This is a genomic window from Bradyrhizobium sp. URHA0013 (genome assembly GCF_000518345.1).
In the GTDB taxonomy this organism is placed as follows: domain Bacteria; phylum Pseudomonadota; class Alphaproteobacteria; order Rhizobiales; family Xanthobacteraceae; genus Bradyrhizobium.
In genome coordinates, this window is record NZ_JADK01000003.1 from 100,583 (window position 1) to 126,121 (window position 25,539).

Annotated in this window: 20 protein-coding genes and 1 tRNA gene; 4 read left to right on the forward strand and 17 right to left on the reverse strand. The window is 59.5% G+C overall.

What is annotated here, in order from left to right; translation table 11 throughout:
• Positions 1-90: 90 nt before the first annotated feature.
• From N551_RS0100480 to N551_RS0100530, 12 genes are all read right to left on the reverse strand, one after another.
• Positions 91-702 (reverse strand): recombinase family protein, encoded by a 612-nt coding sequence (locus N551_RS0100480; RefSeq protein WP_027565280.1) that lies wholly within the window; start codon positions 700-702, stop codon positions 91-93.
• A 206-nt stretch (positions 703-908) separates the two neighbouring features.
• The gene (locus N551_RS37655; RefSeq protein WP_155809318.1) at positions 909-1,118 is read right to left on the reverse strand and encodes a hypothetical protein; all 210 of its coding nucleotides are present in this window, start codon (positions 1,116-1,118) and stop codon (positions 909-911) included.
• Between the two features lie 236 nt (positions 1,119-1,354).
• Positions 1,355-3,403 carry a protease Lon-related BREX system protein BrxL gene (gene brxL / locus N551_RS0100485; RefSeq protein ID WP_027565281.1) on the reverse strand — a complete coding sequence of 683 codons (2,049 nt, stop codon included), beginning with the start codon at positions 3,401-3,403 and terminating at the stop codon, positions 1,355-1,357.
• 1 nt (position 3,404) lies between these two features.
• On the reverse strand, positions 3,405-5,678 hold the full coding sequence (pglZ, locus tag N551_RS0100490) for a BREX-1 system phosphatase PglZ type B (protein WP_027565282.1): 2,274 nt from the start codon (positions 5,676-5,678) through the stop codon (positions 3,405-3,407).
• Positions 5,675-9,028, reverse strand: a complete 3,354-nt coding sequence (locus tag N551_RS0100495) for a hypothetical protein (protein ID WP_027565283.1) — start codon at positions 9,026-9,028, stop codon at positions 5,675-5,677. Before N551_RS0100495 ends, pglZ begins: the two co-directional genes overlap by 4 nt.
• A 4-nt stretch (positions 9,029-9,032) precedes the next feature.
• The gene (brxC, locus tag N551_RS0100500) at positions 9,033-12,467 is read right to left on the reverse strand and encodes a BREX system P-loop protein BrxC (protein WP_027565284.1); all 3,435 of its coding nucleotides are present in this window, start codon (positions 12,465-12,467) and stop codon (positions 9,033-9,035) included.
• An 8-nt stretch (positions 12,468-12,475) separates the two neighbouring features.
• Positions 12,476-13,021 (reverse strand): hypothetical protein, encoded by a 546-nt coding sequence (locus N551_RS0100505; protein WP_027565285.1) that lies wholly within the window; start codon positions 13,019-13,021, stop codon positions 12,476-12,478.
• Positions 13,008-13,913, reverse strand: a complete 906-nt coding sequence (locus tag N551_RS35135) for a hypothetical protein (protein ID WP_051462588.1) — start codon at positions 13,911-13,913, stop codon at positions 13,008-13,010. Before N551_RS35135 ends, N551_RS0100505 begins: the two co-directional genes overlap by 14 nt.
• Positions 13,914-13,936: 23 nt before the next feature.
• Positions 13,937-14,740, reverse strand: coding sequence for a hypothetical protein (locus N551_RS0100515; protein WP_027565286.1), 804 nt, complete (start codon positions 14,738-14,740; stop codon positions 13,937-13,939).
• 104 nt (positions 14,741-14,844) lie between these two features.
• On the reverse strand, positions 14,845-16,674 hold the full coding sequence (locus N551_RS36515) for a site-specific integrase (protein ID WP_051462590.1): 1,830 nt from the start codon (positions 16,672-16,674) through the stop codon (positions 14,845-14,847).
• Positions 16,675-16,780: 106 nt separating this feature from the next.
• Positions 16,781-16,855, reverse strand: a tRNA-Glu gene (locus N551_RS0100525).
• A gap of 228 nt (positions 16,856-17,083) precedes the next feature.
• On the reverse strand, positions 17,084-17,428 hold the full coding sequence (locus tag N551_RS0100530; RefSeq protein WP_027565287.1) for a hypothetical protein: 345 nt from the start codon (positions 17,426-17,428) through the stop codon (positions 17,084-17,086).
• On the opposite strand from N551_RS0100530, the gene N551_RS0100535 reads away from it, so the two are divergent.
• The 3 genes from N551_RS0100535 to N551_RS0100545 all read left to right on the forward strand — a co-directional run bounded on the left by N551_RS0100535 (position 17,427) and on the right by N551_RS0100545 (position 20,084).
• Positions 17,427-18,434: an RluA family pseudouridine synthase gene (locus tag N551_RS0100535; RefSeq protein ID WP_027565288.1), complete on the forward strand. Its 1,008-nt coding sequence runs from the start codon at positions 17,427-17,429 to the stop codon at positions 18,432-18,434. The two genes, N551_RS0100530 and N551_RS0100535, sit on opposite strands and share 2 nt — an antisense overlap.
• Before the next feature lie 217 nt (positions 18,435-18,651).
• Positions 18,652-19,551, forward strand: a complete 900-nt coding sequence (rpoH, locus tag N551_RS0100540) for an RNA polymerase sigma factor RpoH (protein WP_007596598.1) — start codon at positions 18,652-18,654, stop codon at positions 19,549-19,551.
• A gap of 191 nt (positions 19,552-19,742) precedes the next feature.
• Positions 19,743-20,084, forward strand: a complete 342-nt coding sequence (locus N551_RS0100545; protein ID WP_027565289.1) for a hypothetical protein — start codon at positions 19,743-19,745, stop codon at positions 20,082-20,084.
• A gap of 4 nt (positions 20,085-20,088) precedes the next feature.
• Here N551_RS0100545 and N551_RS0100550 read toward each other — a convergent pair whose 3' ends face one another.
• The 4 genes from N551_RS0100550 to N551_RS0100570 form a co-directional block, all read right to left on the reverse strand.
• Positions 20,089-20,715 carry a peptidoglycan recognition family protein gene (locus N551_RS0100550; protein WP_027565290.1) on the reverse strand — a complete coding sequence of 209 codons (627 nt, stop codon included), beginning with the start codon at positions 20,713-20,715 and terminating at the stop codon, positions 20,089-20,091.
• A gap of 34 nt (positions 20,716-20,749) precedes the next feature.
• The gene (locus N551_RS0100555; RefSeq protein WP_027565291.1) at positions 20,750-21,961 is read right to left on the reverse strand and encodes a GGDEF domain-containing protein; all 1,212 of its coding nucleotides are present in this window, start codon (positions 21,959-21,961) and stop codon (positions 20,750-20,752) included.
• Between the two features lie 582 nt (positions 21,962-22,543).
• Entirely contained in the window at positions 22,544-23,155 is a 612-nt protein-coding gene (locus N551_RS0100565) for a LysE family translocator (RefSeq protein ID WP_027565292.1), read from the reverse strand.
• A gap of 56 nt (positions 23,156-23,211) precedes the next feature.
• Entirely contained in the window at positions 23,212-23,586 is a 375-nt protein-coding gene (locus N551_RS0100570; protein WP_027520278.1) for a response regulator, read from the reverse strand.
• Positions 23,587-23,716: 130 nt separating this feature from the next.
• Here N551_RS0100570 and N551_RS0100575 point away from each other — a divergent pair, with 130 nt between their 5' ends.
• Positions 23,717-24,553 carry an SDR family oxidoreductase gene (locus N551_RS0100575; RefSeq protein WP_027565293.1) on the forward strand — a complete coding sequence of 279 codons (837 nt, stop codon included), beginning with the start codon at positions 23,717-23,719 and terminating at the stop codon, positions 24,551-24,553.
• Between the two features lie 129 nt (positions 24,554-24,682).
• On the opposite strand, the gene N551_RS0100580 is transcribed toward N551_RS0100575, so the two are convergent.
• The gene (locus N551_RS0100580) at positions 24,683-25,489 is read right to left on the reverse strand and encodes a lytic murein transglycosylase (protein WP_027565294.1); all 807 of its coding nucleotides are present in this window, start codon (positions 25,487-25,489) and stop codon (positions 24,683-24,685) included.
• Positions 25,490-25,539: the final 50 nt, after the last annotated feature.

Consider the following 25,539-nt stretch of genomic DNA (forward strand, 5'->3'; position numbering starts at 1 on the left):
TTATCGTCTTCTTGTCACCTTTGCTTCAGCACTGAAAATCAAGCTGGCGAGCCGCTGTCAACAACTCGCTCGCGCCATTCAAGTGTTCCTTTAGTTGGAACTGAGGGTGCTTTCAGAACTCGCGCCCCGCGACCTGTTGGCTTGCATCAAGCCGGCCTCCGCGAGGATTCGGTAACAAGATGCGCGGCCGATGCCGGTTGCCTTGGCGATAGCAGACGGTCCCTCTCCCGTTTTGAACAGCGCAATGACTTCGGCGCTCTTCGCTCGCGCGGTTGGCGTTCGACCCTTGTACTTGCCAGCAGCCTTTGCTTTCGCGATACCCTCTCTCTGGCGCTCCAGCATCACTTCGCGCTCGAACTGGGCGACGGAACTGAGGACGTTCAGCATCAAGCGCCCGGATGCATTTCCGGTGTCGAGCCCCATCGCCAGAACCCTGAGGCTCACCTTCTTTCGATCCAGGGCATCGCTGATGCGAACGAAGTCGGCGACTGAACGAGCCAACCGATCGAGCCGGGTGACTACGAGCACGTCACCCTCGCGGGTGAACTCCAGGGCAGCATCGAGTTGTGCCCTCTTCGCGGCTACCGACGACACCTTTTCCGAGAAGAGCTTTTCGCAACCGACCCTCGTCAGTTCGTTCAACTGCGCGGCAAAGCCCGCATCCTGTTCGACAGTGCTGACACGCGCGTAACCGACAAGCATTGTTGTATCTCCCACTAGCCTCAAGGACCATGAGAGACAGCATGTCTCAAAACTCCAACCCAACGTCTATGAGTCACATTGACTCACTCGACGAAGGTCTCACACAAGCAGGGGCCATTGAGACACGAGGCTGCACCTGACGTGCCTCTGCATTTTCAGTTTCCTGTTCAGAACGGCTGGGCCGATCTTCAGGCGCGGCAAAGTCTTCAGTTCCAGTAGCTTTTGGCAATAGCATAAAGGCGACGTTCCCGAGTGCGCCGCACGGTCACTTGCTGAAACACAAAAAATGGCGGCTCGATCCTTACCGTGGCTTTGTTTACGAACTTGGAAAACAAGATCGCGTGAGAAGAGGTTGCAGTGTCGCGCATTGGAACGACTGCATGTTCTGCAGCTTCGCCCGCGAAGCGATAGAACATTTCATGGGATCAAACGCTTGTTGGAGATCGGATGTTGGAGAACCTAGACGGTTGCCACGCATTCGCCTTTGAACGGGCCGGCACGGGGGGATTCTGTTTCAAGGATCAACTCGACTGGTCCTTCACATTTTTTGGTCGAATATCCGCCACCAGTGACGCTTAGAACCTAGCACCGCCCTCGCGTTCACCTTCCCTGGAACTATCGCCTAGCATTTTTCGAGCATGCTGATCACTACCTAATCATGCAGCGCTTTGCGCAGTGCGTCCGAGGCGTCCGCGTAGAATAGAACCTGAACCTTCGTAGCCACCTCGTCAGACAAGTCGATCAGAGCCCGGCGGCTTGAGACTGGCACCAGCACGGCATTTGCGCCTTTCTCCATCGCAAGCTCCACGAGATCGATAGGATTGTGGATCGGCTCCACTGATCCACCCAAGGTGATGCCCCCGGAGATGACGATACCGCCCTTCAAGGGTTTGCCAAGGAGTGCTGAACAGAGAGCCACAAGTACGCCGACCCCGAGTTGCTCACCACTCTTGGCGGCATCGAATGAGCGCAATTGGGCCGCGAACTCATGCTCCCGAGGATTCCGTTCTCCGACAAGCTCGCGTGAGCGGGCATAGAGATTTTGTTCAGCAATTCGCACGCTTTCCCGAAAGGGTCCCGGGGGGGCTTGATTTAAGATCCGAACACCACTCCCCGCGCTTTCCGTAACTTCAATGCGAAAAAGTCCAGCGCCCTCATCATGCCCACCCGGACTAATCGCCCACGCTTGCCCGGCCGGCAAAGGATCTGACCCTATGCTGTCCTCGCTTTGGAGCTCGGGAGTGGACACGAACTTTTCGACGCCGTCGAGCCCAATCGCATAACTGAATTGAGTATTCCGGAACTCAGCGGAACCGATGCGCTTTTGCTGTTCCTTAACTCGCCTACGAACTTCGAGTGCAAGCCGGATTGCCCATTCGAGTTCTTCGTCGGGTACCGGAGTTGTCGAATCGGGAAACATCAATTTAAGTAGCCCCGAGACTGTCTTGTTAACAGCGTTCTGGTCGCGTCCAGAGAGGGCTCCACCAAAATGCGTCCGGCCAGTCAGGACGCTCACCCGGCTCTGAGAGCGAAGGCGCGAGAAACACTCCGCCAGCACGTCGCTTACCAAGCCAAACTGATCAGTGAACAGGTCCTTGCTCATCTTGGGGATCTCCCATCCCGGAAGATAGCAATGGACGCGATCCATGAACGCAGTGTCGTTCCGCATTTCAGGTGGCATTGGCCCGAACAAGTGTCCCACACGCTGCTGATGCTGAACGTCGACATCGAAATTGCCTACCATCACGATGCTACCTTCAGCCCGGATGCTTTCGCGACCGCGTGAAAATTCACCTGACTCCATGAAGCCCTTCATGATGTTGACGCCGTCCTTCTGGTCGAAGGAAATGCCCGAAACTTCATCGAAGCAAACAACATCGTACTGGCAGACCAGTCCGCGCTGACCGTTAGCCATATTAACGAACATTCGCGCTACTGTTGCTTTGCCGCCGGAAACCAGATGTGCGTAAGGTGAGACCTGCTGGAAGAGATGGCTTTTGCCCGTCCCGCGCGGCCCAAGTTCCACCATGTTGTAGTTGCTCTCAACGAACGGAACCATTCGAAGCAGCATTGCATCTTGGGCGCGGTGATCGAGCTTCAATGGCTCAAGCCCGATACTGCGCAGTAGGAAGCTCTTCCACTCCTGACTCGTAAGTTGAGCTCGACCGGTCGCAATCTTGTCCAAGATGTCACGGGATGAGAGTTGTATCTCCCGCAGGCTCATAATCTCGAACGGTCGCCCGCCCTTCTCTTGCGCGATGCTGGCGTCGTAGCCAAGTTCAACCTCGGCATAAAAACCACCGGTGAGCATACGCTCATGATCGAGAACTATCTTGTCCCCAATTCGTACGTCGTTTAGGCGGAGGCTAGGCAAGGTCGCGAGATAGCTGTCTGTTTTTGCGTCGAGCCTTGCGGTTACGATATCTATGATGCGTACCGATCCGCGATCTCGCGCCCGCGATTTGAACAGTTCCTCTTCACCAGCTCGAACCGTTCGGTCCGATAGTTGCGACTGCACCATCTTGAGACCTTCGTCGATCTCGGAGAGCTCAGTGCTCGCGCAGTATCGGCCGAGCATGAACTCAACAACATATGTCGGCACCGGAAATTGACCACGGAACTGGCGTACTAGATCTTTTCGAACAATGTGACCGGGGAAGGCCGCCGCTGCTTTACGGTCTAGTTCATCAAGCGCGGCCATCTCACGCCCCCCCTACGGTCAGTGTGCGGTGTGCGACGACTTGCCCGTCCTCATCGAGTACCACTAGGCAGGCATCTTGCCGTTCGTGTTCATCACCAACTAGAAAAGAGGTGCGCCCGCTTTCGTCTAGTACACGGCCGCCCTTGACCAGGGATGCGCCGCTGGTCTCCGTGCCCAATCGCAAATCTACCCTCAGATCAGCGCCTCCCGCCACTTCAATCCTTAATCGCAGCCCTTCCCAGTTCGCCTTGTTGATTGAACTTTCCTGTCGGGCGCCACTACCTGTAACCTCTAGAACGGGCAGCACGCATTCTTGGGGGCTGATGCCGCCATGCGCGTATTCGTAAGCAGCAAAAAAGGATCGCGCTCCCGTCGCTGCTGCAATAGACACTTCGGGATTCCAAGACCATGGGACCTGTAAGTAGGAACTGGTCGCATGCGGCTTCACCATAGCGCACCGTATACGTTTTCCGCTCGGTTCCACCAACCCGACGTCTAAATTGGCAACCGGCAATCCGCCAGGCATTAAAAGCCACCCATGGTCGGTCACGATGCGGACGCTAAGTCCCCTGCGCACAAGCTGGAGAACGCGGTCGGCCGCATCACGAATACCGGCCGATAAACGTTCCGCAAGACGTGAACCTAATGCGTGTCCCTCTTCATCGAATCGACCCGTTTCGACCCATAGCTTTTTTGATGGCAACAACCCGCCGTCGGTATCCCATCCTTCACTCTGCATCAGCTTAAACAACACCGACTTCGTCGCAGGCTTTCCATCCGGCGAAAGTGGGAGCACGTCCGAAGTGGTGCTCGGGCCCGTGAGCAGGAAAGCGGCGGGTGAAACCATGGGCTTGCAGGTGGCGGTTACAGTTGGAAAGCCGGACCATGACCAGTCGAACTTGATTGTCAAACCCTCCGACTCCAAGCGTCTGGCCAGCTCTCTCGCCAAATCCATTCGTAATCCGTCGACGAATAGAATTGTAGCCGCTTTTGACTGCGACATTGCACCTGAAGCAAGCTTTACCCTACCCGAGCGGACCAATTCCTGAAGTGCCAACGCGCCTGCTTCCATCCACGGAAGATAGATCGAGCGTAAAGCAGCAGTCACGGCAATGCGATCGAGTTCACGCGGTGCGGACGAGAGTGCGGACATAGCCGCCCAATCAACCTGCGAGCCTTCCGCGACATAGGCCTCAGCAAGCGCGGCCCCATCATGGGCAGGCAGCGCCTTCGCGTTCGCCACCACGGCTAGATGGGTCAGGGCTTGAGCCAGCGGCGCATCGCCCCGCCTGGCCCAAACAGACAGCCGGCGCCAGGCGTGTTCGTTTTCCAAGGCGACGATCTGCGCTCGGGCGGCATCAGTGGATAGTGCGGCGATTCCCGATAGCTGTTCGCGAAGCTTGGTTTCTGCTTTTTTGTTCAACTTCGGATAGGAGTCCTGATGCTCGAACAGCGTGCCAGGTTCTTCTAATCCTAGGAGACTAACGACGCCACCGTAGCCTGTTGAGGCCGAAAAGCGTGTCCATATCTCCGCCCATCGCCCCTCGCGCTTAGCCAGCCGCTTCGTCGCGTCCTGTCGGGATAGTTTGCGCGGATCGAATTTCAGGTCCTTCGTTGCAATACTGGCAAAAGCGGCAAAACGCCCAGCGTCTGCTGCCTCCGAAAACACTCCGTCAATCCAATCCAGCATGTCGGCGGCGAGGTCGGGCGCGAGCAGTGCATTAAGCTGGTCAGCATCCCAGCGCTTGCCACGCAGTTCTTCGACAGAGCGTGTGCAGAAACGAATCGCGCAGTGCGTAAGTGACGTCCGAGTCGCAAGATCGTCAGAAATGTTGAGTTTCAACGCGCCACGTTCGGCGGCGAGGAATCCGCGAAGCGTCCAGTCTTTGCCGTTCACGTGACCGAAGAAATTTCCGGAAACGGTCATCCAGACCAAAGGCTGAAGTAGGGCGGGACAATCCTCCGCCCCTTTCAACGTCTCCCGCCCCACTCCAGGAATATAGATGATCGGTGTCGCTTTTGCCGGCCAGGTTATAGAAGAGATTGCCCCGACCGCGGCGGCGCGCAGCCAGATTGCTGGCCCCGTTCGGTTCGTCACGTCGACATCACCACAGGTCAGCAGTTCGGGCAGGCGTTCACGCAAAGCCGGAAGCAAAGGAAGAAAGTCGCCATTTCCATCGCACCACACGACGGCCTCTGGCGGGGCTTCGGCAGCGGCATTGTAGCTGGCAGCCTCATGTAAGGCGGTGATGAGCGCATCGAGTGGCGTGCTCACAATGCCTCCGCTCGCTTCTTCCCACCGGCTCGGGCAGTTAGCTTTTCGGCCAATGTTGTGTGGTGGTTATTGCGTCGCTCGCCACCAAAAACAGAATGCCAAGCGGCTGAACTGACGTCGCTTCCCTTGTCTTTGTCCTTTAGACTCTTAGCTAGATCGTGAGTTAGAACGCCAGCGGTGACGAAGGGGCGAATATTTTGTCGTGTGCCATCGTCGATATCCGGGGTCCAGCCAATCGGCTGCTCATCGAGCGGTTTCCACCGCACAAAAATATCGTGCGGATTTTCACCCTCTAGGATACTCTCGAGGGCTTGTTGCAGCTCTCGCCCCTTCTCGTAGCGCAGCACATTGCTTTCTGCTTTGGCTCGAGCGAGCCAATCTCCCAACAGAGTATAGGTAAGCCGTCGCAATGCCGCTTGATCAAACCGATGATAGTGAACGAAGACTGAGAAACCATCCTTCATTCCATCCCAAATGTGCCAGAGGAATGGTCGTTGCCCAAACAACGCGCAGTGTTGGCGAAAGGCACGGTCTCTGAGCCATCTTTCTAGCGAACCATCGCGCCCCACCTTTTTATCGAGCTTCTGATCGGCCTCGAAGACCAATTGGCGCTCCAAGTCATCAGACCAATTTGCAAACGCGGAGCCAAGATAAGTACGCAACCGATCAGCAAGTGGCTTTTCGCCAGCGACGGCTGGCAAGGCGAGCAATCCATCGTTGTCCCCGCCCCGAAGCGTGGCAGTCTGAGCAATCCATCGCCGAGCATCCTCAGACAGGCGAATCGAGGGGTCCGATTCAGCAGGCCAACGATAACCGCAGAGGCGAGCAAGTGCTACGTGTAGAGCATACCCGATATCGGTCTTAGATGGGTGCCCGTGAAACAACCACTGTGTAGGATCGTCTGAGTACGGCACCGGAATGCCAGAGGGCCCAAACTGATCTCGCGCCTTTTGCGTCCAACGCATCAAGTCGAAAGGCACTTTCAAAAAATAATCGTTTGTTACCCGAACGGCCTTCGTAACTTTCCTGACCGAAGTCGAAAATTCTTCACTTTCCACAAACGCGCAAATAGCCGCTTCGTGGTCTGGGTTGATGGGCACAATCGGCACGCATCCATCATTGAATACTTCCCCGTCATAATAGGTTGCTCTAAAAGTCCTGACCTGAGAGATTGCGACACCTCGCCGGCTAGTAATCCGGGGGGAAGGAAAATTATGCGCCAATCCTTCTCGATGGAGGCCACCTCGACCCTCTTGCCAATGGACACAAAATGAACGTCCTGAAAACGGCGCAGTCGAGTTTGGCGATGATAGATATCGCTTCCAATCAGAGCTGATCGGGAAAAGCTCCCAAAAGCTGCGAATAAACCGAGCAGAATCTCGGGTCACCAACCCTTGCGCCGACATTGCAAACTTCGACAAGGTGGAAGAATAGTCTACGTCGTGCGAAGAAATTAGAGCGCTAGGATTGTTGCGTTGCTGGTTTTGACTAATCAGCTCAACTTCGCCTAATCGAAGATGCTCGATTTTGCCTTCGATCGTCGGGTCAGTGGTAGCATCTATTGCCAAGTATCGAGATTTTTCCGTTGAACGGCGTCGTTCAAATATTGAAAGCGTCGCTAAGGGGCCTCGCATACCGAACGCCTGCCAGGCTTCCTCTCCAAGATTCACGACCGAGCAGAAAGTATATTCTTGCAAGACATTTTCGCGAAAGCGGCGGTGGGACTCAAGAAATAGCCATTCTTGTTTTGATACCGACGCAACGGCACCACCGTCAGCAGCAAAACTATACATTCGCGCGAGCATAGTTGTTGCGAGGTCGGTTTTCGCCCAACTGAAGCGATCACTGCAGTGATTGGATAGTGTCTCACATTGTTCGCTTGAGCCAAGAAAGGGAACGTTCGTGGCCTGAAGGCTGAAGCGCTTGTGGAGCATTGCGGCGGCGTCAGCCATGCCACGCGCCGCGATCACCCCCTCAATGCGTTCGGGTTCCGCGCGACGCGCTCTCAAAAAGAGCGGTTCAAGCAGTCGTTCAACTTCCCGCAGTTTCTCTGCTTCGAATAAGTCGCCGCCTGTTGGCTGTAGCAAGCTGCCGAGTATGGGAGCTTGTGAGAATAGATCGTGCAAAGCAGAAAGCGCATATTCGAGTTCAAGATCGCCTTCCGCTAGAGCTAAGAACTCCTGCTTTGGAAGGGGCGGTGGCGATCCAACCCAGGCGATATGCGGTAGTGGTAACATCTGCCATCCACCAAGCCGCCATGCACTTAGCGCGACTGCGAAGGCAGCGATCTGCACACATCGGCCGTCGATCTCCAATCCATATAGATTGTCACGCAAGGCTGCAGCGACGGCAGCGGCGGGCGTTAGACTTTCCTCCATTTGCCTAAACCTCGCAATGATGATCAGAGCTTCGGTTAAAAAGTGCCCCGATCCGCAACAGGGATCAAGCATGGTGATAGCCTTGGCTTCCTTTGGCCAGTCAGCAAAGACACCCGCGGCTGGGCGCCACGTGCTCTCATCGCCTTCGCGCACGAAGCGCAGCATATCGAAGCTGTAGCCCGGCAGGGCACACGCGGCCCGCAAGGCGTCCTCATGCTCCGCCGTTGAAGCGAGTGTTCGGTCAGCTGCCAGTATTTTGCCCGCCCACCAAGCTCCTAGGGTGTTGTGTAGCAAGAACTTCACCATGTACGGCTCGGTGAACAGTTGGGTAACCGCCGGCAATTCGTCAGCCCCGATTTTTACGCCTGATTCGTTGATCGCCTCTCTCTCAGCTGCACGCCAATACTGGTACGACCAGCCGAGACTGTCTTCGGCTTGAAAGATTTCGCTGTCGAGACTCTTCACCAAGCGATTGAGCTTCTGCGAGTGAACGGGGTCGAGGTCCAGCGCAAGCGCCGGATCGTCGGTGCGAAATACTGCGGGCAGCATTGCCGCCGAGTAACGCTCTGCCACCGCCCAAGCATCTGTTCCCCCCTCCGCTTCAGCAAGCTCCCGGCAATCTTCCAGGCTAACAGGAACGTTATGCTCAGGATGACGAAGTAGTCCGCGCTCCGCGAGAAAACGCGCGAACAACATTCGATGCCAATGGGCATAGGCCGCTGCTTCAATCAGCCCTTTGGTTTCCTGCGTATCCGTCGCGCGATCGAAGGTGTCCCCGAGCGCTCTCGCGTGAGCCCGAAGGCGGCGGCGCAAATGTTTTTCCGAATCGCTCAGGTAGGTTGGTGCCTTTGCGTCCGCTGCACCTAGGCGGTGGATCGCATCTCGCGCACCCTCTTCGGCGGTCAGCCGTGCGCTCTTCACTTTTTTCTCTAGCTCAGCGCGCAGCGTCGCCGAAACATAGCGGTTGGTCATGCTACTAGATCCTCGGAACAGCTGGTCCATCGGCAAGTGCTGCCATGATCTTAGTGCGGACCTTCTTCAACCATTCATCGACTTCGGCCTCCGTCCTCACCATTACGGCAGGCAGCGAGACCGTTCGAGCTTTGGGCTCCAACAGTGTCGCGGCTGAAGCGAGCGCATCATCGATCCGGGCCGGAAGAGCTTTCACCATATGCTCCCACTCGGACAGTCCTCGCTGGGACAGTGTATCCACTATACTTTGGGGGGTATCGACGGTTGGTTTGGCAACCAATAAGAGCCCGGTCTGTTGGCGAATGCTGCGCTTCTGCTCCGGCGACAGTTTGGCCCAGGTTTGCTCCCCGGCGAGACGCTGCTCCCCTGTGGTCCAGGCGGCATCCCACGCCGCGTAAGCGGCATTTAGCTTCATGCGCAAGTTGTCCGAGGCGGCTCCCAAGAGAGGCGGCACCGCGTCGGGTTCGGCTAGCAACCGACGACCCATCCGAATGCTCTCTAGGTCCCCTGATTGCTCCGTCGCTCCAAGACGAATGAGCCTCTCCGCCAACTGCCAGCTCGGGAGCCGTCTCGATATTTTTTCGCCGGCGGCTTTCCATGCCTTTAGCCTATCGCGCAGTGTTGTCGCGTCCACCGCCAGCGCGGCTAGTAAGTCGTTGCCAGACATTCCTTTGTATGCGGCAAGCTTCGGCACTTTTTCAGCCTCCGGAGCGGGCGCATCGCCACCCGACTGGAGGGCCGCGCTTTCTAAGCGATCGAGCAAGGCCGAAAGGGCCAAATGTTCCTGATTGTTTTCAAATGCGATCCCTGTGTCGGTCAGCAGACCGCGCACCGGCATGCGCTGCGCGATGGTGATGATGATTGTTTCCGCTCGGAAAGTGCACGTGCCGATCTTCTGGCGCGGGATATCAGGAAGCGACGCAGGCTTCCCATCATCGCCCGTCACGCGCAACAAACCTGCATTCGCGAGAACGAGCAGAGCACCATCGACTACGTCTCCCGACCATCCGTACGGTGGACTGGTGAATTTCGCCCGCAAGTCTGAACCTTTGCGGCCGGGACCAAGATCAGCCAGCAATGCCTTGCAGACAGGATGGTTCTCAGGGGCGCCGACGTGGTCAACAGCTTTCATCGCGTCGGGGTCTTTGCGGACCGCGCGATCGCGCACCTTGTCCCAGTTAGCGTGGTCGCCGTCGGCGAACTGCGGATAGAGCCTTGCAAGCGCGTTTGTGGCCGCTTCCTTCACTGCGTCGGCTGGTGCCCCGTTGATCTGCTTACCACCCGCCTGGAGCACTCGGGCTTGTGCCACCGCTTCTCGAATGATGTCCTTCGCTGCTACCTGAGCTTTGTTTGCTCGGGACAACATGGCCAATTGCGCTTCGCGCCCTGCATCTGTCTGTGGTACCCCTCGAAGCTGAAGCACATGTTCGGCCGCCCGCCATGTGGTCAGGGCGGTAGTCAGCTCGTTGTCTCGTGTTGGATGCCGCGATATTAGCAGATGCACGGTAGCGTCACTAGTTGACGCTGCGGAGATTTCCTTCTCGACGGCGGCCATGTCCTCGCCCCATCCGCTTCGAAGGCGTAAGGCGATACCGTCGCCAGGCGCTTTCTCGTCCAGTTGTAAGCGGTGAATGCGACGTTGTTGGCGGCTAGCGCCCTGGGTAACGCTGGCTGCTCCAGACAAGGCTGTCTCGATTGATTCACTAAGTAGATCACGCCGGGTGCGTCCTAGTCCCGATTGATCAGCAAGAATCGTTCTCTCCTCACTTCGATAAGCAGCCTCCCATTCGGCGCTTTCCTTGGTTTGGAGGCGCCATTCGCCGCCCACCTCAATCACCGCCCCATCTGCTCGAAGCTCTTCAAGGAGATCCGGCACCCTGCGGCGAATCTCATCGTCTCCTGCTAGATTGACGATCAGAAGGTCAGCGATTGTTTCTGGCTGAGCTCGAACTCCATGATGGTCGGCCTCGGGCGCGATCCGACCCAGCATATAAACGAGCATTAGAATACGGGCCTTCAGCTTGTCTTTATCGTCGCCGCCCTTGAGAGCTTCGATTCGATTGCGAGTTTCGCTCGGTAGGAGACCAGCGTTGTAAGCTTCTGTCGCGAAGCGACCATACAGAAAATCCACAGGAACGGCGTAGCCGAGCGGCATTTTCCCATAGGTGCGCGCGGCATCGAGTGTTGTTCTGAGTTGGCCCCGCAACGTCCCGCCCAGGCCTGTGCGATCTAGCTCGCGCAAAATTCGCTCCCACACGCGCCGACGCGAGGGCAGAAGAGGCCAGTCAAGGATTGCCTCGTTTTCGTCTTGTACCGTATGAGCCAGCCGGCTGCCGCGCAGATGTCGACTGATTTCGCCGGCGTTGGCGCTCAACATCCCACGGATGTCTTTCTCTTTCTCCGTCTTCTTGAGTAGAACGGTCTTGCGAATGACTGCATCCACGTCAGCTTCACCGAGGGCAATCTGGACAGGGAAGCGATCAAGCAATTTTTGCAGATTGTCGACATCGCTAAGGGCTTGCTGGCCCGTAGCGACCAGTAACAACCTGCCGTCAAAACGACTGGACAGCCGTTCCGCCATTGTCTGAATCTTCAAGGTTAGGCCGGGGTCCTGCCGGATAAATTGCTGCACTTCGTCAAGTACAATCAGCGTAAGCGGCATCTCTTTACGTCCAAGAGTAAGCGCCTGCCGAGCCATCGTTTCGAGTAAATCGACCGTCACAGGGGGCGGCTCCGGAAACTGTGACTGCAGGAGGCTGCTCAATGCCTTCGCTGAACTGGCCAGTTCCGGCTTCGCGTTCAATACCGCGGCGCTAAAGCGAGGAGATAGAATGAAATTCCTGATGTCCGTAAGAAATTTATCACCTAAATCCTTACGCACGGCATCGAGAATGTCGAGGCTGGCGAGCCAAAGCGCCACCTGAGCCGCACGCAAGTCACTCGGCAAACCGACTGCTCGAAGAATAATGCCAAGCGCAGCTTCGGCGGGATCGGAGGGGCCGGTACCCAAAGTATCTCCAGCGGCGACCACACCGCCCGCCCTTTTGGCTGCGGTTCGCAGCTCTATGAGCGGCGCGCGAACCTCCGGCGGCAAATGCTTGATTAGCCCCTCAGCAGTCGCACCGTCCGAAAATTCAATATTCGTCCAAAGCGCGGCCAGCATGCTTGCGAGGTGCGATTTACCTGAACCATAGAAGCCTGAAATCCAAACGGCAGGTGAGCTTCCCGCATTTCCAACCGAGCCAAGGAAAGCTTGAAGGATGCGAGACAACCCGTCCGCGTAAGCGCCATCGCAGACGAAAGTAGAAAGTTCCCCTTTAAGCGTTTCCATAGCCTCCAGCGCAGGCGGGAAGGAGATCTTCGCCACGCCTTGGTTCGCAAGCTTGTAATCAGCAGGATCGGTATAAAATGTCTCACGGTTGAGAATGGTGTTGGACATACCGTGCCTCACAAAGCGTTATCGGGGGGAATCGGGATTGCGTGATAGTTCCAGCCATCCCGTGCATCGAGAAGGCGATAAACGCCCCCTGCATGCTTCCCAGGAAAGCCGATGAGTAGGCGGCCCGGCACCAAATCAGCCACACGGCTTATCAAGCTCGAAATGCGAGCAACGCCGAATAGCGAACCGCATCCATCAACTGCGAGGATGTCGTTCGGCGAGCATGCGTCGAGCGCCTGCTTTAGAAGCAAGACAATGCTGTCTTCGATCTCCGGGAGCAAACCACGCAATTCCTTCGGTTGCTCCACCAGTGCATCGAAGAACTCATGCTGCGCGATCCACTTGCCGAACCAGGGCGAGAGGTTGATTTGATGCCAGCCATGGCCGGCCTTTAATGTCGCTTGCTCAAAATCGCCAAGACGACCCGTAAACTTGCTTTGAAGGCTCTTTTCGTACCATACAACCCAAATGCGTCCGGCTGGCGGAACGTCTGCTGCCCACGGGAGCCCAACCTGTTTGATATACGCTGTTAGAATATCATCAAACGTGTTCAAGCTCTTTCACTCCCAGCGTTGAGGCCATCGCCTGTCTGACAAGAATCTCGGTGACATCTCCCGTCGACCGCACCCGGGCCAAACCGATCGCCTCTGCGCGACGCAGGGAATCGAGCGCCTGATCGACGGACAAGTCTAGGGCCTTCATCCAGCCCGAACTCAAGATCGCCGGGCCTCCAAATCCGCTTACGGTTGCTAACAAAGCTGCCAAGGCGACCGTCGACGGGGTTGGCAAGATGCGCCGACGAACCTTTTTAGCAAAGCCTTGGAGATGTCCGCTTTTGCTCCAGGACGACGCGCAGTTTTGCGCCATGGAACGCACCATCTTTTCGCTAAAACGAGACGGAAAAGCCGCCGATAAGGCTTCTTCAAAAAGTGGGCGTTCTAAAATCTGGCCGACCGGCTGGCTCAAAACCACTTTGGCCGTCTCACGTAGCAACGGATCGCGGGCGAGTGATACTAGGAGAGCCTGGAGCCGGTGGCCGTCGGGATCAGACTTCCACAACTTGAAAAGCGCCCTTGTAAGAGGCGGCTGTTCCATCAGTCCATAGAGCGATGTCAAATGACCAAAGGTTAGCCTTCGAGAGTTGACCGTTGACTTACCAAGCGCGTTTTCCTCGATAGCAGCGAGTTTCAGCGCTTCGCCGTTTGTACTACTCGAGCGCAGTAGCGCCTCAAGCTCTTCCAGCATCATAGTCTTTGACTGGTGCGCTCCGCCGCCTGCCAGCCGAAAGCCGAAGGCCAAGAGTCGAAGCTCATCCGCTTGAGCACCGAACCAGATCGGAACGCCTAATTGATCTCTTTCGACAGGTGTAATTGTCATCGTCTGCGGCGAAAGGTCTGCGCGGGCATCAAGTTCTCTTTTATTGGCGCGGCTATCGGAGCGCTGCATACCTCGTCATTGCACGGGCCGCATCAGGTTTCTATGATGTCTTTAACTTCGATGATGCGATACAGGGCTGGCCGGCCATTTGCCGCGTGAACCTCGGCATCAACTAAGAAGACACGCTGGAAGGGGTTTTCTGTGAGGGACAGAAGTTGCTGTTTGGCCATGTCGCTCAGGAACTGCAGCTTCACCGCCTTTGGCCATACGGATTCTATGATACCGCGGTCCCCTGTCTTGGCGGATGCAACGTTTTTCACCTGCTCAAGTGTTAAAAGACGATCGCGAACAATCTCGATAGCAGGGATCGCGGGCCCCAGAAAGCGCCGTACCCCATTCTGTATGGCATTTGCCTCAACAAACCCGACGTGAAAATGATTGTGTATTTCAACCTTCGCCTGGTCGGTAGCTTGAATGTTGTATTGCGCACTGTTGTCTTTCGAAACCGGCTCCAGAATTTGCGAAAGCCGTTCGGCATCCTGTCGGCTAGGCGGGCTATCTGCATCGCCTCTTGCCAGAAAATATTGGGCTAGATCGTTCAAATGGCCAACGAACGCGCCAAGTAGATCCTTGTGGTCAACGATCCACGATATTTGCTCACCCAACGGCATCAAATCAGCAATGATGCTGCCGGACCTTATCTCACGAACATAAAGCTTGAGATTGCTGGGTATGGGATCTTGCAGATTTTTGTTGGCGAAGTCTTCGAAATCTTGAGCTAGCGCATTTAGACTTGTCGTCAGATCGATCAGATCGACAGGTCGTCCATTTGACAGCTTGACGGTCAGCAAATGACTGCCGCGCTCAAGTTCGTCCCGGCCCTCGTAAAGTGCCATTGGTTGTCCCCATCCCCAGTGACAACTTAAGCACACTCAAGGGCTTTAGAAAATCAATTCTTGCAGAAATGAGCTGCGGGTGAACGATCCTAGGCACTATGTCTCTATTGGCCTTTAGTTGCAGGATAAAGATCGGACAGATCAAGGCCCCGGTAGCGCACCTTTTGGATCGACCTGTTCAGTGTGTCGAGCGAAAGGCCCACCCCATAACCTCGCCCGGCATTTCGTCCGCGCGCAGCGTGAGAGGTGAGCTGGTCGTGATGATCCTCAGCCACGTCGGAGTTCCGGCAGGCGTCCTTGAACGTATGTCGAAACGAATGGAAAACCTTCCGAGTATCGCCAATGCCGCACTCGTTGCGAAGATAGCGATTGAACCATTTCGACCACGCTCCTGATCTCTTCTCGGCCCGATTGGGCTCAAAGCCGGGAAACAACAGGGCATCAACGCCGGCCTCCGCCTGCCGCTTCACTCGCCATGCCACGAGCCCCAGTCGAACAAGTTCAGCATGAACCGGCACCTCTCGTCGGTTCTTTGCCCCCACCTTGAGGCGCTGACCCGTACCCACATCTGTGATGTTAAAGAACCAAATATTCTCATTCGGCACTTGCTGTAGGTCGCGCACGTAGAGCTGCGCTATCTCCTCTAGCCGCGCCCCGGTGTACAGCGAGATCAGAGGAAACCAGAAAGCTGCTTCGCCCCTTCCCCCTGTAGGCCGCCTCGCCTCTGCATACACGGGCGACGCGAAGACAGCCTTGAGGTCTGCGATGGTGAAAGGAAGCCTGTCGTCCTCGCCTTCATCGACTATAATCGCGATCCTGTGAAATGGATTGCGCCAACCCCCGGGACGTTCGGCAAAATCGTACTCGTTTGCAGCTGCATTGGTGATCGCGGACAGTAGCCGTAGCGATTTGTTGACTGTTCGCGCAGAACGCTTCGCCAGCCCTCCGGGCAGTTGTTCAAGGAGGCGCGGTAGGGGCAGCTTTTGGAGTGCGTGAGGCAGGTGCTTCGGCAGCTTGATCATCGCATCACGAAACGACCGGACATGCCCTCGTTTGATCGAGGACACCCGCAGATTCCCGTGCAGCTCCGCAAAACGCCTCACAGCAACCTCTGCTTCGTGGGCCGTATTCCTACTCGGAAGTTTGCCGCCACGAACCCCAGCGCCATCCTTCCAAAGGGCGAACGCCTGTTTCAACATCGGGTCCTGCCCTCCCGTGGGCACGATCGGTTCGACAATTGGGGTCGGAATGATCTCACCGTCTAATCGCGCTCGGATGTCGTTCGAGGCCCGTAACTCGGCCTTCAGAACCTCGATTTCGATCCTCCGTCGCTCGTCCGGTGCTAATTCCGCACCGCGCTTCGCAAGCTCCTCTGCAACCCGCTGTTTCACGGCAGCCGGTGGCCGCATCCGCACCGCCGCCTCTTGCAGCTCCTTGTGGACCTTCTCGGCGGCGAACCGCAGCAGGCCCAAATCATCTTCAGTGAGGCCGGGCTCCTCGGTTGCGGGGGCGGTGCGATGGCCCGCTGATGGTATGCGAAGAAGATCGGCTGCACGAGGAAGGCGGAGCCCTATCCCCTGTAGCCGCAACTGTTCGTCATGGGCGAGGCGATCAGCATGGACGCGGGCCGCGATGGCGGCAATGTCCTCGTCACTGATCCCAGCGGCTGGGCCACGCGCCAAGAGCAAACGTGCTTCGTCAATCAGGCTGGTGGTCTCTGCAATTCTGGTTGCGACGGCGCGCTTTGCTCGCTGCTCATCCTTCTTGGCGAGCTTCAGCGATTTCCATATCTCGACCTTGAACATGCGACGCGCAGTGTTGACCAGCAGATTTAAGTCATCCGGCCAAGCGCTAGGGACGGGTTTGCCAGCGAGATCGTCAGGTAGTTTGAAGCGGAAGTAGGCCCAGCCCTTCCGCCATACCAGGTGCGTCATCCGAAATGCCATGTAGCGCCCTGCCGTAGCACGTTCGTGTAGCAACGGCAGTTAGCAAGCGCCTGATATATCGGAGCTTTCGATATTTCAATGGGTTGAGAGACAATGGCGCTCCCTAGGGGAATCGAACCCCTGTTTCAGCCTTGAGAGGGCCGCGTCCTAACCGCTAGACGAAGGGAGCGTGAGGGAGAGGACATAGCCTCGAATTTTGCCGGCGGCAAGCGGGGATCGAGGGGATTCAAACGCCCAATCGGCGTCGTCCTGGCGAAGTTCAGACCCATCGCCCCGTGTGGCGATGGTTAAGGCAGATCGGAGCAACGATCTCGTTCACGCAACCCGATTCGGTGGTTATGGGTCCTGGCTTTCGCCAGGACGACGGATGAGGCGGGTTCCGCGCCCCAGCCCCGCCTTACGGCTCATTGGCGAATTTCAGCTTTCCGGCCGGCCGCAAGGTGTGGGCATCGAAGGTGCGGATCTCGGTGACGCCGCCGACGTCGAGCGTGATCACGAGCCGGTCGCCGGCGACGCCGCTCGAGACAATTTTGGCGCCCTTCGGCAGGGTGGCAATGACGTCGCCTGCCGGCTCGGGCGCCCTTCCCTCGGACTTGAAAAGGCGGTAGCCCACGGCGATCAGCACGGCGCAGATTGCCAGCGCCGTGGTCAGCCCCGCGATCAGCATCATCCGCCGCACCCGCGCGAACAGCGCGGCCTGCTCGGGGCTCGGTTCGGGAACAACGGTATCAGACGTCGTCATGGAAAATTCTGGCTCTGCGCAGCGGTTGGAGGTTGTCGTCGAAGGCTCCGAGGGCTCGACCCGGCTCGACCGCGTGCTGGCGGTGCACCTTGCCGAGTTGTCGCGATCGAGGCTGAAAGCCCTGATTCTGGCGGGCGCGGTGAGCCTCAGGGACGCCGCGATCCGGGACCCCGCTTATCACGTCGCATCCGGCGATACGATCACAATCGACGTGCCGGAAGCGGCCCCGCCGGAGCCGAAAGGCGAGGATATCGCCCTCGACATCGTCTTCGAGGACGACGACGTCGTCGTCCTCAACAAGCCGAAGGGGCTGGTGGTGCATCCCGCAGCCGGCCACGAGACCGGCACGCTGGTGAATGCGCTGATCGCCCATTGCGGCTCATCGCTGTCGGGCATCGGCGGGGTGCGGCGGCCCGGCATCGTGCACCGGCTGGACAAGGACACCACGGGGTTGATGGTGGTCGCCAAGAACGACCTCGCGCATGCCTCGCTCACCGCGCAATTCGCCGACCACGGCCGCACCGGGCCGATGCGGCGCGGCTACATGGCTTTCGCTTGGGGGCTGCCGGGCCGCCACCGTGGCACCGTGGACGCGCCGATCGACCGCCACCCGCATGCGCGCGAGAAGATGGCGGTGCGCCAGGGCGGCCGCGAGGCGGTGACGCATTGGGAGCTTCTGGAGAGTTTTGCCGGGCGCGACGGCAAGCCGATCGCGACGCTGCTCGCCTGCGAGCTCGAGACCGGGCGCACCCACCAGATCCGCGTCCACCTTGCCCATATCGGCCACCCCCTGATGGGCGACGCCGTCTACGGCCCGCATTTCAAGACCAAGGCAAACCAGCTGAGCCCTGAGTCGCAGGCCGTCCTGGCCGCGCTGGGGCGGCAGGCCCTGCACGCTTACCTGCTGGTATTGGAGCACCCGAGGACTGGAGAATTACTCCACTGGGAGGCGCCTCTGCCGGAGGATTTGCTTCTCCTCCAAGGGGCCCTGAAAGCGGCGCTATGACGCAGGCCGCTTCAGAAATGCCTTACATTACAAAAAGTTATAGCTGCCACACGGGGACGTGACGTCAGCAATCCTTCCCTTTTTGCCTCCCGATGGAGTATATTGCGCTTGCGTTGAAGACCAACGCGGAACATCGCAGCACCGATCGGCTTTAACCAAGCGGTCGTCTGCCTGGCCCGCCGCTATCGGGGGCCTGAACCTGTTTGGAGGGCGCACTATGGCCCGTACAGCTACCCTGCCGGTCCTTAATGGCGAATCCGGCCTTTCCCGTTACCTCGGCGAAATCCGCAAGTTTCCGATGCTGGAACCCCAGCAGGAATACATGCTCGCCAAGCGTTGGCGCGAGCACGATGATCGTGACGCCGCGCACCAACTCGTCACCAGCCATCTCCGTCTCGTGGCCAAGATCGCCATGGGCTATCGCGGCTACGGGCTGCCGATCTCCGAGGTCGTCTCGGAAGGCAATGTCGGCCTGATGCAGGCAGTGAAGCGATTCGAGCCCGAGAAGGGCTTCCGTCTCGCTACCTACGCGATGTGGTGGATCAAGGCGTCGATTCAAGAGTACATCCTGCGTTCGTGGTCGCTGGTGAAGATGGGCACCACCGCGAACCAGAAGAAGCTGTTCTTCAACCTGCGCAAGGCGAAGAGCAAGATTTCCGCACTGGACGAAGGCGATCTCCGCCCCGACCAGGTGGCCATCATTGCCAAGCGTCTCGGCGTCACGGCTCAGGACGTGGTCGACATGAACCGCCGCCTCGGTGGCGACGCGTCGCTCAACGCTCCGATCCGCGACGACGGCGAGGCCGGCGAATGGCAGGACTGGCTGGTCGACAATTCGCCCAACCAGGAAGCCATGCTGGCCGAGCACGAGGAGTATGATCATCGCCGTGACGCCCTGAACGGCGCCATGGGCGTGCTCAACCCGCGCGAACGCCGCATCTTCGAGGCGCGCCGCCTCGCCGATGAGCCGATGACGCTGGAAGACCTTGCTGCCGAGTTCGGCGTGTCGCGCGAGCGCGTCCGCCAGATCGAGGTCCGCGCCTTCGAGAAGGTGCAGTCCGCGGTCAAGGGCACGATCGCAAAGGCCGAACAGGCCGCGCTGGAAGCCGCGCTCTAAGCGCGAGGTTTTTAGCGCCAGAGATTGGCGGATCGACAAGAGACAAAAAGCCGGCGGCAACGCCGGCTTTTTTGTTTGCGTGTGAGGCGCAGCATGTTCGCGGGGACGCGGACCAGGCATCTTGAACCCGCGCTGCCGGTCGACCGACCAAAAGCATCGGGCCGACAGCATCAAGAGAACGGACACCACCCGTGTCGATCATTCTGCAATCCACCGTCGGCGGCTTCTCCGCCCAGTTCATGCGCAAGCTGCCGCTGGTCGAGCAGGCCATGCGCGACCACGGGCTCGAGCCGTCGGAGTTCGTGATCTCGAAGGACTACGCCTCGACCGCGACGATCCCGCTCATGGGTCCGTTCTTCTTCAATTACAGCGTCTACTTCGGCGACGAGACATTCACGGTCACTGAGCCGAACGACATGGTGTTCCTGGACTACTTCTTCAAACGCGTGCTGGCGGTGGATGACCCACCCGAACTGCCGCGGCGACCGGGCTTGATCCGGCGGCTGTTCGGCTGGATGTCGCAACCGGTGTAGCTAGTCACTCCCCCCAAATCCGCGCCAGCGTCGCGAGCCAGCAGCCTTCGCAATAGCGGGCGTCCTTGTAGTCGATCCAATTGTGCGCATAGACGTGGTCGAGCGGGATGCCGTAGCGCGCGCGCAGGATCTGGACGAGGATCTTCCATGCCGCGACCTGCGCCGCGGTCGGTCCCGTCGTGACGTCGGGATAGTTGCCGGCGAACTCGACGCCGATCGAATTGTCGCGCACCACCTGGCGATAGGTCGGCTTGTTGTCGATGTATTTGTTGTCGTTGCGGTTGGCGCCGTCGCCATGGGTCGGTACCAGGTTTTCCGCGACCGCCCAATAGACGGTGCCGTCGGTCTCGACCCACAATGTGACGCCGCGACGCGTGGGATTCTTCGCTTGCACCTCGGCACCGCCCCGCGCCGAGCCGGCCGGTCCCTCGGTCTGGTGCACGATGATGTTACGCCACGGTTTTGCGTTGCCGACGTCGCCCCATGGCGCCAGCCACACCATCTTCAGGCCGGGAATGTCGGGCGTGCCGGAGGCGCGCGCGAGCTTAGCGAGCTCGGTGTCGGTCGCAGCGGCAGGTGCGATCAGAATGAGAGCGGCGAGAACGGCCGCGAGCAGGCGAGAGATCATCATGCGGGTCCAGTGCGGACCTGACGTTAGCACGCCCTTACGCGAATTTGCGCAAGGCCTCGCCGGGACCGACCGGGTCAGGCATGAGCGGCGGCGCCGGATCGTGGACGGCAAAGTCGTTCTTGCCGTTCTTCTTGGCGGCATAGAGCGCGTGGTCGGCATGCGCGATCAGGCGGTCCGGAAACTGGCCGACGCCGCGGTCCCACTGCGCCACCCCGATCGAGATCGCGATCGGAATGTCGATGCCGGTGCAGTTGACGGCATCCTGGCGGCAGACCTCGAGCACGCGGCGGGCGATCGCAGCCGCCTCGCGCAAGGTCGACGACGGCAGCACGACGCAGAATTCGTCGCCACCGGTGCGGGCGAGCATGTCGCCGGGCCTCAAGCGCGTCTGCGCCATCAGGGTGAAGTGCTGCAGGCAGGCATCGCCCGCGGCATGGCCGTGGGTGTCGTTGATGGTCTTGAAGCCGTCGAGATCGATCACCAGCAGCGAGAACGGCTCGCTGCTGCGCTCCGAGCGGGCGCATTCTTCACCCAGCCGCTGCAACAGGTGCCGCCGGTTGGCGACACCGGTAAGATCGTCGAGCAGCGCGAGGTCGGCAACCTCGTTGCGCAGGCGGTCCATCGCCATCAGCAGGAAGCCGAAATTGAGCGTCATCGAGAGGAACAGGAGGCCCAGCACCATGACGGCATGAGACTGCCCGCCGGCGACCGACGAGAAATCGCCACCGAGCAGATTGCCGATCGCACGGGCCGCGAAGATCGCGATGATGGTGATGATCACGATGCCGGAGAGCCGGGCTCCCGGGCTGGCGCGGCCTTCCGGCGGCGACAGCAGCAAACGCAGCGACAGCGCCAGCGGCAGCCCCTGACCAAGCGAGTAGCTGAGCATGCGCAGCTGCATGTGATCGAATGCGACCATGAAGAACACGACGCCGCCAAGGCTGAGAATTCCCGTCGCGGCCATGACGCGCCAGGAGACCGGTTGACCGTAGAAGCGCTGAATGCCCATGGCGGCAAGGCAGCTCGCCGCGATGACGCCGGCGGCTCCGAGCAGAAGCGGGACAGGCGAGACGACGAATAAGCGGATCAAGGCCGCCATCGTGCCGGTCGCGCCGACGAAGCACGATGCCATCCAGAACCGCGCGGCCGCGAATTTCGGATAGGAGCGTGTCACGTAGGCCCAGATCAGGCCGAGCGCCAGGAAGTTGACGACGAACACGGTCCAGAGTGTCGGCACGTTCAGCATGGCGCGCGCCACAAGCGCAGCATCGCGCCCTCTGTCCCTGCCAGCTGTCCGTCCATGACCCCGTCCCCGTTTTCTTGCGGAGACAATGCGGCCGTCGCGCTTAACGGAGTCTCACTGCGATCCGCGAAAGCATGCCTTTGGTTTTGGATTCATGAACGGCCGGCGCATTGTCGGATCGTTAGGCATGCCGGCGACGCCGGATTTGCGAACCAAAATCACCCAAAAACGCATCTGAGCTGTGGATAACGCGATGACACCGATGTGACAGCGCGGGGCAGAAGCGCGCGAATCTGCTGAGCTTGTCGTCGAGGATGTTGCGAGGCTGGCCCTCCGCCGAGCATCCCTCGTGTCGCGTTTCACCATTAACCCTGAAGAGGATCCTATGGCTAAGAAAGCGAAGAAGGCGAAGAAGGCGACGAAGAAGAAGGCCAAGAAGGCAGCGAAGAAGAAGTAACGAGGCTTCTTATTCTTTGCCCGGGTGGAGCTCGCTCCGCCCGGGCGTCGGGTGGAAGTTGTGAGTTGGAAGATGGCGGGCGCAAGGCCCGCTTTTTTATTGGCTCCCGCGTTGATTGGCTGGAGAAGCTATCGCTCCGCGAACGCCAGCTTGGCGCCGAGCGCGGCGAAGCCGGCGGCAAAACTCCGGCGCAGCCAAGCCATGACGCGCGGGCGGGAGATGACGCGCTCGCGCACCGAGGCTGCGCAGAGTCCGTAGACCACGAACACCGCAAACGTCATCGCCATGAAGGCGCCGCTCAATTCCAGCATCCGCGCCAGCACATGGCCCTCGTCCGCGGCGATGAACTGCGGCAGGAAGGCGAGGAAGAAGATCGACAGCTTCGGATTGAGGATGTTGATCAGAAAGCCGGTCACGATCACCCGGCCGGCCGAACGCTCGCGGATCTCGCCGTCCACCGCCAGCGCCCCGGTCTCGCGCAGCGCCTGCCAGGACATGTAGAGCAGATAGGCGACGCCGCACCATTTCAGCGCGGCGAAGGCGAGCGCGCTGGTGTGGAGCACGGCGGCGAGCCCCAGCATCGCGGCCGTCATGTGCGGCACGATCCCGAGGGTGCAGCCGAAGGCAGCCGCGATGCTCGCGCGCGAGCCGCGGGTCAGCGCGGCGGCCAGCGTGTAGAGCACGCCGGTGCCGGGCGAGGCGACGACGATGAGCGAGGTGAGCAGGAAGGACAAGGTCATGGACCGACCTTATCACCGCGCTCCGGACCACGAAAGCCGGCCTGCCGGATCGACCGTCAGGACAGCTGCGCGATCTCGGCCTCGCGGAGCACGTCGAGCGGCGCCCAGGGCTTGGCCCAGAACTTTGCGCCGTTCGGCAAGGGCTGCATCAAGGGGCGGCCGGAGGTGACGACGATGTCGAGCTTCGGGTTGCGGTCCTTGGCGACATGCGCGAGCTCGACCCCATTCATGCGGCCGGCGAGTTGCACGTCGGTCATCATCAGGCAGAGCGCGCCGGCGCTCTTCTCCAGCACAAGCTCGGCCGCCTCGGCGCTCTCGCACTGAATGACGTCGTAGCCGCTTTCTTCGAGAAGAAGACTGAGCATCTCCCTCTGCATGAGGTCGTCTTCCACGATCAGTGCGGTGGCGCGAAATGGCTGTGCTTGTCCCATCGGCGGCTCCCAATGCTGCCTGTCTTCATGAAGTAACGTAGGTTAAGGTGGGAACCGCCATGCGGTTCGGTTCCAATATGAAAAAATGTAAATCATAGTTCCGCTGGAGAGCGCTCGACGGGGGATCATCATGACTGCAATCGGCGGCGCCGCCGCCATCACCGGAGCGGCAAGCGGCATCGGCCGCGCGCTGGCGACCGAGCTTGCGCGGCGCGGCTGCGATCTCGCGCTCGCCGATCGCGACGAGCCCGGGCTGAAGACGCTCGCGGCCGAGATCGGAGCCGCATGCAAGGTCAGCCTGCATCGCGTCGACGTCGGCGAGCCCGACGACATCGCGCAGTTCGCGCGTGAGGCGACCATCGCGCATCCCGCGCTCGGCATCGTCGTCAACAATGCCGGCGTGGCGCTGATGGGCTCGTTCGAGGAGATCGACCAGGCGCAGATGGACTGGCTGTTCGACATCAATTTCTGGGGCGTCGTGCACGGCACGCGCGCCTTCCTGCCGCATCTGAAGACGCTGGGCGAGGCGCACATCGTCAACCTGTCCTCGATCTTCGGCATCATCGCCCCGCCCGGACAGTCGGCCTATGCTGCGGCGAAATTCGCGGTGCGCGGCTTTTCCGAGAGCGTGCGGCACGAGCTTGCAGTCGCGGGCAGCCCTGTCAGGCTGTCGGTCGTGCATCCCGGCGGCGTCGCCACCGCCATCGCCCGCAATTCGCGCACCGGGGTCGGCGTTACCGACAACGCACGCCGGTCGCAATCGATCGAGCGGTTCGAGAACGCGGCAAAGACCACGCCGAGAGATGCCGCGCTGCGCATCATCAAGGGCATCGAAAGAAACGAGCCGCGCATCCTGATCGGCAACGACGCCCGCTTCATGGACCTCCTGCAGCGCTTCCGCCCGGCAACGTACTGGGCACCGTTGCAGCGCAAGCTGGAGAGGATGGCGAAGGGGCTGGCGAAGTAGGTCAGGGGCGCGGCACTGTCTCCGCTCGTCATTGCGAGGAGCGCAGCGACGAAGCATTCAGACCGTCTCCACGGAAAGATTCTGGATTGCTTCGCTGCGCTCGCAATGACGACTGTGGTTAGCTCCCCCTCACTGCCCCGCCAGCCGATCGGCAAAATACCCGATCGTCTTGCGATAGATCACCGCTCTATTCCATTCGCGCATGGCCTCGAAATTTGCGGTGCCTTCGCCGTAGGACTGGCCCATCTTGAAGCCGCTGGTGTGGAGAAGGTTCGCGGTCGAGGCGAGCACGTCGGGGACGCTGTGGCGGAGATCGACGTGGCCGTCGCCGTCGAAATCGACGCCGTACTTGATGTAGGAGGACGGCAAGAACTGGGTCTGGCCGATTTCGCCGGCATAGGCGCCGATCAGGTCGCGCAGCGGCAGGTCACCCCGCTGCACGATCTTCAGCGCCGCAAGCAGCTCGCCCTGGAATAGCTCGGTGCGGCGGCAATCATGCGCCAGCGTCGCCAGCGTGCGGACCACCGGCAGCTTGCCGATGTCACCCTTGCCGAAATCGCTCTCCAGCCCCCAGATCGCGACCAGGATATAGCGGGGCACGCCGAACTGCTGCTCGATGCGAGACAGCAGCGCGGCGTGGCGCTGCAGCAGTGCCTTGCCGCCATTGATGCGGCCGGGGCCGACGCGGGTCGAGACGTACTGCTCGAAGCTCTTGTTGAAGGTGTAGCGCTGGCGCCGGTCGAAGGCGAGCACCGCGCCATCCTGCTGCACACCGCTGAGCGCCGCGCTGGTCACGCTCGCCGAGACGCCGGCAGCTTGCGCTTCCGCGGTCATGCTGGCGACAAAGCTGTTGAAGTCGCCGCCGCAGCGCGCGGCTTGCGCCGATCCGCCGGCCAGACAGGCGATGAAGGCGATGGCCAAGGCGTATTTCGACATTCGGATGAATCCTACAGGGAATGGGCGGGGGAGCAGCGCGCAATCATGCC

Coding starts and splice junctions, on each gene's coding strand:
- N551_RS0100480 (WP_027565280.1), bottom strand. CDS start 702: ATGCTTGTCGGTTACGCGCGTGTCAGCACTGTCGAACAGGATGCGGGC.
- N551_RS37655 (WP_155809318.1), bottom strand. CDS start 1,118: ATGTTCTATCGCTTCGCGGGCGAAGCTGCAGAACATGCAGTCGTTCCA.
- brxL (WP_027565281.1), bottom strand. CDS start 3,403: ATGGCCGCGCTTGATGAACTAGACCGTAAAGCAGCGGCGGCCTTCCCC.
- N551_RS0100495 (WP_027565283.1), bottom strand. CDS start 9,028: ATGACCAACCGCTATGTTTCGGCGACGCTGCGCGCTGAGCTAGAGAAA.
- brxC (WP_027565284.1), bottom strand. CDS start 12,467: ATGTCCAACACCATTCTCAACCGTGAGACATTTTATACCGATCCTGCT.
- N551_RS35135 (WP_051462588.1), bottom strand. CDS start 13,913: ATGCAGCGCTCCGATAGCCGCGCCAATAAAAGAGAACTTGATGCCCGC.
- N551_RS0100515 (WP_027565286.1), bottom strand. CDS start 14,740: ATGGCACTTTACGAGGGCCGGGACGAACTTGAGCGCGGCAGTCATTTG.
- N551_RS36515 (WP_051462590.1), bottom strand. CDS start 16,674: ATGACGCACCTGGTATGGCGGAAGGGCTGGGCCTACTTCCGCTTCAAA.
- N551_RS0100535 (WP_027565288.1), top strand. CDS start 17,427: ATGGAAAATTCTGGCTCTGCGCAGCGGTTGGAGGTTGTCGTCGAAGGC.
- N551_RS0100530 (WP_027565287.1), bottom strand. CDS start 17,428: ATGACGACGTCTGATACCGTTGTTCCCGAACCGAGCCCCGAGCAGGCC.
- rpoH (WP_007596598.1), top strand. CDS start 18,652: ATGGCCCGTACAGCTACCCTGCCGGTCCTTAATGGCGAATCCGGCCTT.
- N551_RS0100550 (WP_027565290.1), bottom strand. CDS start 20,715: ATGATGATCTCTCGCCTGCTCGCGGCCGTTCTCGCCGCTCTCATTCTG.
- N551_RS0100555 (WP_027565291.1), bottom strand. CDS start 21,961: ATGCTGAACGTGCCGACACTCTGGACCGTGTTCGTCGTCAACTTCCTG.
- N551_RS0100565 (WP_027565292.1), bottom strand. CDS start 23,155: ATGACCTTGTCCTTCCTGCTCACCTCGCTCATCGTCGTCGCCTCGCCC.
- N551_RS0100570 (WP_027520278.1), bottom strand. CDS start 23,586: ATGGGACAAGCACAGCCATTTCGCGCCACCGCACTGATCGTGGAAGAC.
- N551_RS0100575 (WP_027565293.1), top strand. CDS start 23,717: ATGACTGCAATCGGCGGCGCCGCCGCCATCACCGGAGCGGCAAGCGGC.
- N551_RS0100580 (WP_027565294.1), bottom strand. CDS start 25,489: ATGTCGAAATACGCCTTGGCCATCGCCTTCATCGCCTGTCTGGCCGGC.